Annotated in this window: 13 protein-coding genes; 10 read left to right on the top strand and 3 right to left on the bottom strand. The window is 35.4% G+C overall.

Going from position 1 to position 12,691, the window contains the following annotated elements; genetic code table 11:
- Positions 1 to 82: 82 nt before the first annotated feature.
- From BMX24_RS12445 to BMX24_RS12435, 3 genes are read left to right on the top strand one after another with little or no spacing between them, the layout of a single operon-like run.
- Positions 83 to 823 (top strand): YebC/PmpR family DNA-binding transcriptional regulator, encoded by a 741-nt coding sequence (locus BMX24_RS12445; protein WP_089793190.1) that lies wholly within the window; start codon positions 83 to 85, stop codon positions 821 to 823.
- A gap of 56 nt (positions 824 to 879) precedes the next feature.
- The gene (locus tag BMX24_RS12440; RefSeq protein ID WP_089793188.1) at positions 880 to 1,707 is read left to right on the top strand and encodes a UDP-2,3-diacylglucosamine diphosphatase; all 828 of its coding nucleotides are present in this window, start codon (positions 880 to 882) and stop codon (positions 1,705 to 1,707) included.
- Positions 1,704 to 2,675, top strand: coding sequence for a glycosyltransferase family protein (locus BMX24_RS12435; protein ID WP_089793186.1), 972 nt, complete (start codon positions 1,704 to 1,706; stop codon positions 2,673 to 2,675). The genes BMX24_RS12440 and BMX24_RS12435 overlap by 4 nt, the downstream gene beginning before the upstream one ends.
- Here the strand turns inward: BMX24_RS12435 and BMX24_RS12430 are convergent.
- On the bottom strand, positions 2,664 to 2,954 hold the full coding sequence (locus BMX24_RS12430) for a GNAT family N-acetyltransferase (protein WP_089793184.1): 291 nt from the start codon (positions 2,952 to 2,954) through the stop codon (positions 2,664 to 2,666). The two genes, BMX24_RS12435 and BMX24_RS12430, sit on opposite strands and share 12 nt — an antisense overlap.
- A 151-nt stretch (positions 2,955 to 3,105) precedes the next feature.
- Positions 3,106 to 3,855, bottom strand: coding sequence for an RDD family protein (locus BMX24_RS12425; protein WP_089793182.1), 750 nt, complete (start codon positions 3,853 to 3,855; stop codon positions 3,106 to 3,108).
- A 26-nt stretch (positions 3,856 to 3,881) separates the two neighbouring features.
- Here BMX24_RS12425 and BMX24_RS12420 point away from each other — a divergent pair, with 26 nt between their 5' ends.
- The 7 genes from BMX24_RS12420 (at position 3,882) to BMX24_RS12390 (ending at position 10,752) form a co-directional block, all read left to right on the top strand.
- Positions 3,882 to 4,865, top strand: coding sequence for a stage II sporulation protein M (locus BMX24_RS12420; RefSeq protein WP_089793180.1), 984 nt, complete (start codon positions 3,882 to 3,884; stop codon positions 4,863 to 4,865).
- Positions 4,849 to 5,811: a DUF4013 domain-containing protein gene (locus BMX24_RS12415; RefSeq protein ID WP_089794668.1), complete on the top strand. Its 963-nt coding sequence runs from the start codon at positions 4,849 to 4,851 to the stop codon at positions 5,809 to 5,811. The genes BMX24_RS12420 and BMX24_RS12415 overlap by 17 nt, the downstream gene beginning before the upstream one ends.
- Complete coding sequence (locus BMX24_RS12410; RefSeq protein WP_089793178.1) at positions 5,804 to 6,604, top strand: DUF4129 domain-containing protein; 801 nt, start codon at positions 5,804 to 5,806, stop codon at positions 6,602 to 6,604. Before BMX24_RS12415 ends, BMX24_RS12410 begins: the two co-directional genes overlap by 8 nt.
- A 13-nt stretch (positions 6,605 to 6,617) precedes the next feature.
- Positions 6,618 to 7,778: a hypothetical protein gene (locus BMX24_RS12405; RefSeq protein WP_089793177.1), complete on the top strand. Its 1,161-nt coding sequence runs from the start codon at positions 6,618 to 6,620 to the stop codon at positions 7,776 to 7,778.
- Positions 7,779 to 7,858: 80 nt separating this feature from the next.
- On the top strand, positions 7,859 to 8,890 hold the full coding sequence (locus BMX24_RS12400) for an AAA family ATPase (RefSeq protein ID WP_089793175.1): 1,032 nt from the start codon (positions 7,859 to 7,861) through the stop codon (positions 8,888 to 8,890).
- A gap of 73 nt (positions 8,891 to 8,963) precedes the next feature.
- Positions 8,964 to 10,286 carry a DUF58 domain-containing protein gene (locus tag BMX24_RS12395; RefSeq protein ID WP_089793173.1) on the top strand — a complete coding sequence of 441 codons (1,323 nt, stop codon included), beginning with the start codon at positions 8,964 to 8,966 and terminating at the stop codon, positions 10,284 to 10,286.
- 40 nt (positions 10,287 to 10,326) lie between these two features.
- Positions 10,327 to 10,752: an OsmC family protein gene (locus BMX24_RS12390; RefSeq protein ID WP_089793171.1), complete on the top strand. Its 426-nt coding sequence runs from the start codon at positions 10,327 to 10,329 to the stop codon at positions 10,750 to 10,752.
- Between the two features lie 77 nt (positions 10,753 to 10,829).
- On the opposite strand, the gene BMX24_RS12385 is transcribed toward BMX24_RS12390, so the two are convergent.
- On the bottom strand, positions 10,830 to 12,512 hold the full coding sequence (locus BMX24_RS12385; RefSeq protein ID WP_089793169.1) for a T9SS type A sorting domain-containing protein: 1,683 nt from the start codon (positions 12,510 to 12,512) through the stop codon (positions 10,830 to 10,832).
- Positions 12,513 to 12,691: the final 179 nt, after the last annotated feature.

Genomic DNA, 12,691 nt, shown 5'->3' with positions numbered 1-12,691 from the left:
AATAATAAATACCTCCAGTTTTCTGGGGGTATTTTTTTTTCGTTGACTTTTAATTATTTTTGTTGAAAATTTAAAAATAAAAATGGGAAGAGCATTTGAATATAGAAAAGCTTCTAAGATGGCCAGATGGGATAAAATGGCTAAAACTTTTTCTAAAATAGGTAAAGATATTGCATTAGCGGTTAAAGCCGGAGGAACAGATCCTGAATCAAATCCTGCTTTGAGAAGATGTATCCAAAATGCGAAAGGAGCCAACATGCCGAAAGATAATGTGGAAAGAGCGATCAAGAAGGCAAGTGGTGCAGATGCAGAAAATTATGAAGAAATCACTTATGAAGGATACGGACAAGGTGGTGTCGCATTTTTTGTGGAATGTACGACCAACAACTCAACAAGAACTGTTGCCAATGTAAGAGCCATTTTCAATAAATTCGATGGAAACCTTGGAAAGAATGGTGAACTGGCATTCATCTTCGACAGAAAAGGAATTTTCACGATAGAATTAGCTCAAATCAAAATGGATTGGGATGATTTCGAAATGGAAATGATCGATGGCGGTGCGGAAGATGTGGAAAAAGATGAAGAAGAAGTAATGATCACTACAGCATTTGAAGATTTCGGATCTTTATCTCACAAATTGGATGAGCTTGGAATCGAAGCGAAAAGTGCGGAATTACAAAGAATTCCGAACCTTACAAAAGAAGTAAACGAAGAACAGTTCAAAGCGAATATGAAAATGCTTGAGCGTTTTGAAGATGATGATGATGTACAAAACGTTTACCACAACATGGAAATCACAGAAGAGTTGATGGAGACTCTATAAAATTAATATAACATTCATATTCAATTAATTTTCAATTAGTTTCTTTGCAAAAGATTATGAAAAGAAACGTTGAGTTAGTTGTCATATCGGATGTTCATTTGGGAACTTATGGATGTAAGGCTAAAGAATTACTGAGATATCTTAATTCTATTCAGCCTAAAACTTTAGTTTTAAACGGTGATATCATCGATATCTGGCAATTCAAAAAGTCTTACTTTCCTAAACCCCATCTGAAAGTGATTAAAAAGATCCTTTCATTTGCTACTAAAAGCACAGATGTTTACTACATTACAGGAAATCACGACGAGATGTTCCGCAAGTTTACCGACTTCGAATTGGGTAAATTAAAAGTATGTAACAAAATCTGTTTAGACATCAACGACAAAAAAACCTGGATCTTTCACGGAGATGTTTTTGATGCATCCGTTCAGCATTCAAAATGGATTGCAAAATTGGGTGGAAAAGGCTACGACATGTTGATCGTAATCAATAATATTGTAAATTGGTTCTTGGAGAAAATGGGTAGAGAAAAATATTCATTTTCAAAAAAGATTAAAAATAATGTAAAAAAAGCCGTAAAGTATATTGGTGATTTTGAATTGACTGCCTCCGAACTGGCCATTGACAATCATTACGACTATGTTGTTTGCGGGCATATTCATCAGCCGCAGATTCGTGAGGTTGTGAATAAAAAAGGTTCTTGCACTTATCTTAATTCCGGCGACTGGATCGAAAATCTTTCTGCTTTGGAATATCATGATAAAGAATGGAAAATTTTTTATTACGATGAGCACAAACATTTGCTTAAAGATGATGGGGCAGAAGAAATTCAGGATATCGACAGTACCGAGCTTTTGAAAATCGTTACCAATTTTACAAAATGAAAATCTTATACGCATTTCAGGGAACCGGAAACGGACACATTGCGCGTGCGCAGGAAATTGTTCCTATTTTAAAGAAGCATGTTTCGGTTGATACTTTGATCAGTGGACACCAATCGCAATTAAAGGCCGATTTCGACGTTAATTTTCATTATAAAGGAATTTCCCTTCTTTATAACAAAACAGGCGGTTTATCCTATCGAAAAACGTTTACGGATAATAATTTTCTAGAAGCAGCGAAAACCATAAAAGAAATTGATCTTTCAGGCTACGATTTGATTATCAATGATTATGAGCCAATAACAGGCTGGGCTTCAAAATTAAAGAAATACCCGATGATCGAATTGAGCCATCAGGCTTCCATGTTATTTAAAGAAACTCCAAAACCTGCAAAAAAAGACTTTCTTGGAGAACTGGTGTTAAAATATTACGTTCCGAGTGAAAGAAGAATTGGTTTTCATTTCGAAAATTATCATCCACAAATTAAAAAACCTGTTATCCGAAGAAAAATCAGAAATTTGAATCCGGATAAAAAAGGGTTTTATCTGGTATATCTTCCAAGCTTTTCAGACGAAAATATTATTAATGTTTTGAAGCAGATTCCTGTTGAATGGAAAATTTTTTCTAAATACAGCAAACTTCAGTTTAAAGATGGCAATGTTGAGGTTTTTCCTATTGATGAAATTCAATATTTAAAATATTTTGAAAACTGTGACGGTATTTTATGCAATGCAGGTTTCGAAACCCCCGCTGAAGCACTTTTTATGGACAAAAAATTATTCGTCATTCCCATTCATAACCAGTACGAACAGGAATGCAATGCCTGTGCTCTAGACAAAATGGGAATTCCGAATTCTAAAGTTTTAAAACTGGAAGAAATACGAAACTGGGTCGCTTCCGATCAGCACCTGAAAGTCAATTATCCCGATGATATTGAAGAAATTCTGCTGAATGAAGTATTAACGCTGTAAGAAAATATCATCTACATCACTCATTCTCATCATCACAGATCTTGCATAAGAACAGTGTGGATAGACTTTCCAGTTGTTTTCTCTTGCAAATTTAATGGCTTCTTCGACCAAGTATTTCCCCATTCCACGTCCTTCAAATTCCGGATGAACCAAAACGAAGGAAATGATAAACTTGCTTTCTTCAGGGAAAATCGTATACGTAAGTCTTCCGATTTCTTTGATTTCGTTATTTAAAGTAATGACTCCGCCGTTTCCGGATCTATTATTTTCGAATCTCATAATTTAAGTTTTAATTAAGAATAAAAATACAAAAACCAAACCGATATAAAGGTGAAAGGGGAATAGTGAATTCACTTTGTTTGTCAATTTTTAAATTCAAGTTGAAAAAATTCACAATTGACTTGCAAAGCAAATTGACCCTTGGCTTAATTTAATTATCCTTGCCAGTATAATAATTATAATCTTTAATAATAATTCCTATAAACTGTCTTTCCGTCATTTTTCTGGGATCAACTTCCAATTTTAAAATACTTTTAATCTTTTCGGAAAGCTTGGAAATAATTTGTCTGTCGTCGATTTTCAAGGCTTTCGTGTAATTGTCTTTGATAATTCTCATATCATTATCTGTCAGCGCAATTACCTGTGGAAACGTTGGAATATAGTCTTGGTGGATGTTTTCCAGGATTGTATGAGAAATATTAATGTCGTTTTTTAAAGAAATAACCGCGGTTCCGGAAGCAATATCACCCAATCGCTGGTTGTTTTTGGAAACGATCATAGAAATCAGTCCCACCACTCCGGCAAAAGACGTATCGATAATCCTGAAAACCCAGCGGATCAGATAATCGCCAAAACCCGCCTGATAACCGTCTATTTTTACCACCCGGATTTTCATTACTTTTTTCCCGGGAGTCTGTCCTTCCATTATACTTTCCAACACTACCGGATAAATAAAAGTAGGAAAAAGCAGGATGATATAAATTGCCATTATCGACCATTGATCAAGACCATTTAAGATATATCCCAAATCAAAAACATTAAAAAAAAGGTACATCACAACGACGCCATAAGCCACTTTAATAAGAAGATCCAGGATAAAAGCAATCATCCTGTCTCCAACACTGGCAATGTTGAAATTAATATTTACATTTTGTGAGGTATTGATCGCAATTTGAGACATAATTTTTATTATTTTAGCCTTACAATATGAGAGAGGTTTATTTCATTAAACAAAATAAAGAAAAATGGTTGGGAATCGAACAGGTTATTCAAGGGAAAATTAAAAAAAATCCTGATGACCTGTCTTCGCTGTATATTAACCTCGTTAATGATCTTTCCTTTGCACAGACCTATTACCCGAAAAGTAATACTACCGTGTATCTGAATCATTTGTCTTCACAGATTTTCCAGAAAATTTATAAAACAAAAAGAGTTGAGGAAAACAGGTTCCTGTATTTCTTCAAAACGGAAGTTCCTTTGCTGGTCTATCAGTACAGAAGATATTTGCTGTATGCTTTTCTGTTTTTCACTTTGTTTACGTTAATTGGGGTGCTTTCTGCGATTTATGATAAAGATTTTGCCAATATTATTCTGGGTGAAGATTATGTGAATCAAACCATAGAAAACATCAAAAAAGGAAACGCTGTAGGAATTTATCAGAGTGGTTCTACTTGGGGAAGTACCATCGGAATCATTTTTAATAACATCGGAGTTGGGGCAAAACTGTATATTTATGGTATTGCAGGAGGAGTTGGAACCTTGTACGCTTTGTTGTCCAATAGTGTGATGCTGGGTTCGTTTCAGTATTTTTTCTATGATTACGGAGCTTTAAAGGACAGCGCACGAGGAATCTGGCTTCACGGTGTTTTTGAAATTTTCTCCATGGTCGTGGAAGCGATGTGCGGATTAATTTTGGGAGCCTCGATTTTATTCCCGAAAACTTTTTCCAGATTTAATTCTTTTAAAAACGGATTTAGAGATTCTTTTAAAATATTTTTAAGCACGGTTCCATTTACGATCTGTGCAGGAATTATTGAAGGATATGTCACAAGACACGCTTTGAAAATGCCTTTGTTTCTGAACCTGATTATCATTTTCGGATCATTGGCCGTTATCGGGTTTTATTATTTTGTGTATCCTTCTATTGTTAATAAAAAAATTAATAACCAAATCAATGATGCAATTTTATAAAAAGAGAGATTTTGGAACTTTTATAAGTGATAGTTTCGCTTTTTTCAAGTTATACGGGAAAAATTACTTCAAGAATTTTATCCTGCTGAACGGATTATTGCTGATCTTAATGGTCGTGGTAATCGTTTTGGGTTTCAGAGAGTTTTTTGGAGCGCTTTTCGGGTCGAATATCAGCGGACAGAGCTATTATTTTGAACAATTATTTACAGATAATCTGGGAATGTTCATTATTTGCGGAATTTTACTGTTTATTCTTTCAACGGCTTTAATGACCATTAATTTCCTTTTTCCTGTTTTTTACATGAGAAGACTTGCGGAAGGAAATAAAGACATCAAAACAGATGATATTTTAAATGATTTTAAAACAAACGGGAGAAAAGTTTTAACAACTTATTTCGGACTGACTTTCCTTGTACTGCCTGCTGCGACAATTCTTTTTGGATTTTCGTATTTTCTGATTATTATTTTAATCGGAATTGTTTTGGTGCTATTTGTAGCGCCGACTTTATTCAATATCATCACTTTTCTTTGCTACGATTATTTCAACGGAAACAGGGGCTTTTTCGAAAGTTTGAGTTACGCAATCAGATCACAGTTTTCCTATCCCAACGGAAGAGAAAACTCACCTTATTGGAAATATTGGGGATCCACCATTATCATGGGAATCCTTTTCTATATCGTCAGCGGAATTTTTTCTTCTGTTCCGATGATTTTATATTTTACGACATTGACGACCACAACGCCGGATGCACAATTTGAACAAAATCCTTTGGGCGGAAGTTTCGGAATATTAATTTTTTTCCTGTACGGAGTTTCCTCATTGGTTTCCACTTTATTGATGAATGTTCTTTACATCAATTCCGGGCTGATGTACTACGATAGCAGGACAGATCTCCACCAGAAAATGGAATTGGCAGAAATAGAAACCATCGGTATTAATGAATAAATTTTTTCTTTTTTTACTGGTTTTTTTCTCTGCTGGATTTGCCTACGCACAGACAGAAGACGATCCGCCGCCGCCGATCGAAGAGGTGTATGTAGATTCTATAGACACGGGACATTACAAAAATATGTACCGTGCAGATTCGGTTTTGGCAAAAAATCCTGTGACGGAAAATACCGTTTATCCGAAAAAATTTAAAGAAAATATTCCTTCCCGATACAAAGGGAAAGATTTCGATTACACCACTGTGAAGCCGAGAATGTCTTTCTGGGAAAAGCTGATGGGAAAGATCATGAGAATTATAGAAAGCATTTTCGGAGAAACTGTTTTTACAAAATCCGGCAATATTGCAGGAGTTTTGGTTCGCTTGTTTGCGATCGTTCTTGTTGGTTTTCTGCTTTATTTTATCATTAAATATCTCATAGGGAAAGATGGAAATTTCTTATTTGGTAAGAAAAATAGAAAATTGGATATTAAAGATGAAGAATTGCATGAAAATATTCACGAGATCAATTTTCCTGAGAGTATTTTAAAATTTGAAAAATCCGGAGATTTCCGTTCGGCGGTTCGTTACCAGTTTTTATTTGTTTTAAAAAAATTAAGCGATAAAAAATTAATCACCTGGAATCCCGAGAAAACCAATAAAGACTACGTATCAGAATTAAAAGCTCCACATCTGAAAAATGATTTTTATGATTTATCATACATTTTCGACTATGTCTGGTATGGGGAATTTTCTATTGATGAAGAAAGTTATCTGAAATTTAAGAACCAATATCAATCTTTTAAACCGTAATTAAACTGTTATCATGAACAAAACTTTCAAAATATATGCTGTGATTTTCATCGTTGTGATGATTATTATCGCGTTGTTTGAAGTCAATAAAACGGAAAGTACGGATTGGCGGAAGAATTTTGATATCCAAGAAAAATCACCTTTCGGATTATTTGTTTTTAATGCCGAAATAAAGGATCTTTTTAAAAATAAAGTTAAAAAAATCGAGCAGACTCCTTACGATTTTTACAATCAGAATAAAGAAAAGACGCACAATATTTTAGTCATTGAACATAACATCGACAAACCTTCCTGGAACAAAATTCTGAATGAAGTTTCCAATGGTTCAGATGCCTTATTGATCGTAAGTGAAATACCGAAAGATATTTCCGACAGTATCGGTTATTATGATTCGAAGATTTCTTTTGAAGATAATAATGTTCTAAAACTGACAGACACAAAATTCCAGAACGATTTTATTAAACTTGATAAATTCCCGTCCGGAAGAGGCTTTACCTTCATTAAACCGAATGTTGAAGTTTTAGGAAAAACAGTTGAAGAAAATAATTCTGATCAGGCGAATTTTATTAAGGTAAAATTAGGAAAAGGAAATATTTATGTTCATTGTGAACCGCTTTTTATTACCAATTATTATTTATTAAAGCCTGGAAGTGTAAAATATGCACAAGACGTTTTTTCGTATCTTGACGACAGGGAAACGATCTGGTTTGTAGAAGGAAATTCTCAGGCATCGAGATATTTTATGAGATTCATCCTTTCAAATCCTGCATTGAAATATGCGTGGTGGGTGCTTCTCGGAGGGCTGCTGCTGTTTATTTTCTTTAATGCTAAAAGAAAACAGAGAATAGTTCCGATCATTGAGCCATTGAAAAATACTTCGGTGGATTTCGTAAAAAGTATCGGAAATTTGTACCTTCAGGAAGGAGATTTTCATGATATGATGGCCAAAAAAGCCCAGTATTTCCTGAATAAGGTAAGAATGGATCTTTTAATTGATACTCAAAATCTGGATGAAGAATTTGCGAAAAAACTTCACCTGAAAACAGGAAAACCAATGGAAATGATCAACGAAGCCATTGTTTTGATTAAAAAAGCACAAGATCCGTACGCAAGTGTAATGAAAGAAGATCTGGCAGGAATGAATAAAGTGCTGGACGAAATAGTAAAAATGTAACAATCTAAAAATATAACAATGTAACAATTCTTTCTAATTGGTAAACCGTTACATTGCTAAATTGTTAAATTAAAAAGAATATGGAAAACCTTGAAAACCAGAATATAGAAAATCAGAGTTCTATATATTTTGATAAAAAAGAAGATCAGTTTCAGTCGAGAATTGATATGATCGAGCTTCGGGCAAGTCTGGAAAAAGTAAAATCTGAAATCGCACAAGTGATTGTGGGACAGGAAAGTATGATTGAGCATCTTTTGGCAGCACTTTTATCAAACGGTCACGTTTTGATCGAAGGGGTTCCGGGAGTTGCGAAAACAATTACGGCAAAATTATTGGCCAAAACAATTGACGTGGGTTTCAGCAGAATCCAGTTTACGCCGGATCTGATGCCTTCGGATATTTTGGGAACTTCAGTTTTCAGTGTAAAAAATTCTGAATTTGAGTTTAAAAAAGGACCGATTTTCTCTAATTTTATTTTAATTGATGAAATCAACAGGTCTCCGGCAAAAACTCAGGCTGCATTATTCGAAGTGATGGAGGAAAGACAGATCACAATGGACGGAACCCGTTATACGATGGAAGAACCATTCCTCGTAGTGGCAACACAGAACCCGATCGAGCATGAAGGAACTTACCGCCTTCCGGAAGCTCAGCTAGACCGATTTTTGTTTAAAATAAATGTCGGTTATCCGAATCTTGAACAGGAAATTGCCATCATCAAAAATCAGCACGAAAGTAAAGCTGAAGATAAAACAGAAGTAGTAAAAAGCGTCATTTCGGCGCAACAGCTGAAAAGCTATCAACATCTGGTAAAAGAAATCATTGTTGAAGCACAGTTGATGGAATATATCGCGAAAATCATCATCAATACAAGGGAAAACCAATTCTTGTATTTGGGGGCTTCTCCGAGAGCAAGTTTGGCTTTATTAACAGCTTCTAAAGCTTTCGCAGCATTGAGAGGAAGGGATTTTGTAACCCCGGAAGACATCAAAGAAGCAAGCTATGCCGTTTTGAGACACAGGGTAATTGTCTCGCCTGAAAGAGAAATGGAAGGTTTGACAGCCGATGAAATCATCAGACAAATTTTAGAAGGAATAGAGATTCCTAGATAGAAATTGGTTGTTGGTTGGGAGCTGTCAGTTGACAGTTTTTAGCTTACTGCCTATTGCTTACAGCATATAGCCAATGAAAAACTTATACATCAATACACGCTTTTTCTTCGCACTCATCGGAGTGGGGGTTCTGTATGTCTTTGCATTTTTCTTTTCGTTTTTGATGTGGGTGGCACATGGTGTTTTGCTGTTGTGCTTTTTGGCGGCGATGGTCGATTATCTTTTTGTATTTAATCAAAAGAACGGAATTTTAGCACAAAGAATTTTACCGGAAAAATTGTCGAATGGTGATGAAAATCCTGTGAAAATTGATGTTAAAAATAATTACGGTTTTAGAATTAATACTAAAATAATCGATGAAATTCCGTTTCAGTTTCAAAAAAGGGATTTTTTGATTGAAAAACAAATCGAACCGGGGAAGAATACGTTTTTCCAATATATTTTAGAACCGAAAGAGCGGGGAGAATACCATTTTGGAAATTTAAATATTTATGTTTCGTCGCCATTGGGATTTGTTTCCAAAAGGTTTACCTTCCAGAAAGATGCAAATTTACCGTCTTATCCGTCATTCATCCACCTTCGGAAGTATGAATTAATGGCGCTTCAAAGCGAATTTTTGCTGGGCGGAATTAAAAAAATAAGAAAACTGGGACACACGATGGAGTTTGAGCAGATCAAGGATTATGTTCCCGGAGATGATATTCGAACCATCAACTGGAAAGCGACTTCCAAGGCCAACCGATTGATGGTGAACCAGTTTCAGGATGAAAAATCGCAACGGATTTTTATGCTTATTGATACCGGAAGAACCATGAAAATGCCCTTCAAAGGACTGAGCTTGCTGGATTATTCGATCAATGCAACGATGGCTTTATCACACATTATTCTTAAAAAAGGAGATCGTGCCGGAATGATGACGTTTTCGAAAAAAACTGAAAATAAAATTGCAGCGGAAAACAAATCGGGGCAGTTGAGGAAAATTTCTGAGGCGCTTTATAATATAAAAACAGATTTCTTTGAAAGTGATTTCAACCGGTTGTATCAGGATGTGAAATATTCATTAAACCAGAGAAGTTTAATATTATTATTTACTAATTTTGAAACACTGGACGGACTAAACCGCCAATTGAAATACCTTCGCGGAATTGCTAAAAACCATTTACTGGTGGTGGTTTTCTTTAAAAATGCAGAATTACAGACTTTAATTCACAAAAAACCTGAAAATATGCAGGAAATTTATGATGAAATTATTGCTGAAAAATTTGAGTTTGAAAAGAAATTAATTATCCAGGAACTCCGTAAATATGGCATTTATACGGTGTATACCTTACCGGAGAATTTAAATATCGATGTTATCAATAAATATCTTGAGATAAAGGCGAGGGGAATTTTATAATTTTGCAACGAGCAACAAGCAACAAGCAACAAGCAACAAAATGAAAATAACACTTAATAGAATCAACGATGATTTTTTGTTTGAATGTACCAATTCTCACGGAAATTCAATCCTTTTAGACAATACGTCTCAACCCGGAGCAACAGGCGTTTCGCCGATGGAAAGCGTTCTGATGGCGGTTGCAGGCTGCAGCGGAATAGATGTGGTTTCTATTTTAAAAAAGCAAAGACAGGAAATTACGGATTTCAAAGCAGAAGTGGAAGGGGAGAGAATTCCTGTGGATGATGCGAAACCTTTTAAATCAATCAAAGTAAAATTTCTTTTGGAAGGAAGTGTTGATCCTAAAAAAGCCCAGAAAGCAGCACAATTATCTTTTGAAAAGTACTGTTCTGTTTCTAAGACTCTGGAACCGACTGTAGAAATTGGTTACGAAGTATATGTAAACGGCGAAATCGTACAGGATTAAATCAATTTAAATAAAAAAATAAAAACCCGGATAAAAACTTATCCGGGTTTTTCAGTATGAATGTGTTGTGTAAATTATTATCTCTTAATAGTTTTCATGCTTTTTACAGAACCGTCTTTCATCGTTAATGTCAAAATATACATTCCGGATTTAAGTTCTCCTAAAAATAATGAAGATGAAGGATTTTCAACTGTTTTTACAGTAATACCCGTCAGGTCTGTTACTACAGCCTTTTTCACATTTTCAGCCTTTTCGATATGTAAAGTATCTATAAATGGATTCGGATAAGCAATTCTTTCTTTTTCTTTAGCAGTCACTTCATTTGTTGCCAAAGCAAGCGGCTGAAGAGTAACTGTTACAGTGAAAGTATCGTTGTCTACTTTATTGTAGTCTACGCTGCAGTCTGATCCTCCGTATGTTCTCCAGGCTCTTAGTTCGAAGTTCACCGCACCTGTAAGATCATTTGCCAAGGTAAGACCTGTTCTGTTGTAAGAATAAGTACCTGTAGTTGAGCCAGATCCCGATGTTACTGAAGCTTCTGTATTACCATTAGAAGAACAAACTAGTAAACTTCTTTGTTCGCTCATCCATCCATTGCTTTGGGTAGACATTTTGTAAGAAACAGAAGTGGATGCAATTTTATATCCGGCTGGAACATTGATTGTTACACTTCCTGCACAGTTTGTGGTAGAAGTTGTGGTAACGCCTGAGTTATCAAATTGGGTGTTGATATCTCCCAGATTGTATGTGGTAGAAATCTGTCCCGGAGTGAATTCTTTCATTTTCCAGAAGCTTTGTGAAGAACCTCCACAGTTGGATCTTACCCAGAAATAATAGGTTTGTCCAGTCGTTAAATTATTTAAAGTAACAGAAGTCCCCGAAGTTACATTTCCTGTAGGCGGCGTAGTTGCAGTAGGCGCGGTAGGCGATGTGCTGTAATAATACTGATATCCTGAAGATGGTGCACTTGCAGGTGCTGTCCAGCTCAAAGTAGCGGTATCCATCGTTGTCGTGGATGTAATATTGGTAGGAGTCGGACATGGATTATAGGCATCCGCTGAAAAAGCAAAAATATTTGGAATTCCTCCTGTTCCTGTTTTGGTGATGGTCACACTTTTTACACTTTTTGACTGATTCGCAGCATCAATAGCCAATGGAATCTGATATAATCTTGGATCTGTTCCGTACCCTGATTCTAAATTGTCATTGGTAAGGTTAATCCTTCCGATTCCCTGAATAGCAAAATTGCTTCCGTAGTACCAGTCGGAAATACTAAGTCCTGTAAAGGTTTGTGATGTATTATCGGTAAAATTCACATCGACATCTACCGTACAAGCTCCACTTCCTCCTGTTGCCATCATGTATAAATTGATCGCCTGAAGAGGAGTTGTAAATATTAAAGTACCGTTGTCATTTGTGTTTTCCAGCCTCAAGGTGTTATTTGAACTGTAAGACGCCATCTGATAAGACAATCCGGCAGTTGATGCCACTGCAGAATTGATAATTCCATTTACCGGAAGACCATATGTAAGCGGCGTGCTTGCTGCTGTTAGTTGGAAATCTCTGGAAATAAATGCATAATCTACACCATCAACATCATTGTTTGTTGAACTGGCGGAAGGCCCCACTCCATTAGCAATAACATCAGCATTGAATCCGCTCTGAACCGGCATTGGCTGATATTCTTGTGCTTTTAGAAGGGAAGTAAATGTGGCAGAGAGTAATACCACAGCTGTGAGAGGTAGTAGTTTTCCTTTCATAAAAAAAATATTATTAGGTTTATGCCGCTAATATAGATAATATATTAATAAAAAATCAACACAATGTTAAATTTAATATTGATTTTTTAGATAAATCAATTGAAAGGTATTATTATCTTAATGGGAAAATAGATAAAGACTATTGAGGTTTATGTAATTATTGAAATAATAAATATTAT

The sequence above is a fragment of the Chryseobacterium wanjuense genome (genome assembly GCF_900111495.1).
GTDB lineage: Bacteria > Bacteroidota > Bacteroidia > Flavobacteriales > Weeksellaceae > Chryseobacterium > Chryseobacterium wanjuense.
The sequence above is the reverse complement of the archived record's forward strand: the minus strand, read 5'-3'. Positions and strand labels throughout refer to the sequence as shown.

Bases quoted from the DNA above. Each gene is read 5' to 3' on its own strand.
- BMX24_RS12445 (WP_089793190.1), top strand. From the start codon at position 83: ATGGGAAGAGCATTTGAATATAGAAAAGCTTCTAAGATGGCCAGATGG.
- BMX24_RS12440 (WP_089793188.1), top strand. From the start codon at position 880: ATGAAAAGAAACGTTGAGTTAGTTGTCATATCGGATGTTCATTTGGGA.
- BMX24_RS12435 (WP_089793186.1), top strand. From the start codon at position 1,704: ATGAAAATCTTATACGCATTTCAGGGAACCGGAAACGGACACATTGCG.
- BMX24_RS12430 (WP_089793184.1), bottom strand. From the start codon at position 2,954: ATGAGATTCGAAAATAATAGATCCGGAAACGGCGGAGTCATTACTTTA.
- BMX24_RS12425 (WP_089793182.1), bottom strand. From the start codon at position 3,855: ATGTCTCAAATTGCGATCAATACCTCACAAAATGTAAATATTAATTTC.
- BMX24_RS12420 (WP_089793180.1), top strand. From the start codon at position 3,882: ATGAGAGAGGTTTATTTCATTAAACAAAATAAAGAAAAATGGTTGGGA.
- BMX24_RS12415 (WP_089794668.1), top strand. From the start codon at position 4,849: ATGATGCAATTTTATAAAAAGAGAGATTTTGGAACTTTTATAAGTGAT.
- BMX24_RS12410 (WP_089793178.1), top strand. From the start codon at position 5,804: ATGAATAAATTTTTTCTTTTTTTACTGGTTTTTTTCTCTGCTGGATTT.
- BMX24_RS12405 (WP_089793177.1), top strand. From the start codon at position 6,618: ATGAACAAAACTTTCAAAATATATGCTGTGATTTTCATCGTTGTGATG.
- BMX24_RS12400 (WP_089793175.1), top strand. From the start codon at position 7,859: ATGGAAAACCTTGAAAACCAGAATATAGAAAATCAGAGTTCTATATAT.
- BMX24_RS12395 (WP_089793173.1), top strand. From the start codon at position 8,964: ATGAAAAACTTATACATCAATACACGCTTTTTCTTCGCACTCATCGGA.
- BMX24_RS12390 (WP_089793171.1), top strand. From the start codon at position 10,327: ATGAAAATAACACTTAATAGAATCAACGATGATTTTTTGTTTGAATGT.
- BMX24_RS12385 (WP_089793169.1), bottom strand. From the start codon at position 12,512: ATGAAAGGAAAACTACTACCTCTCACAGCTGTGGTATTACTCTCTGCC.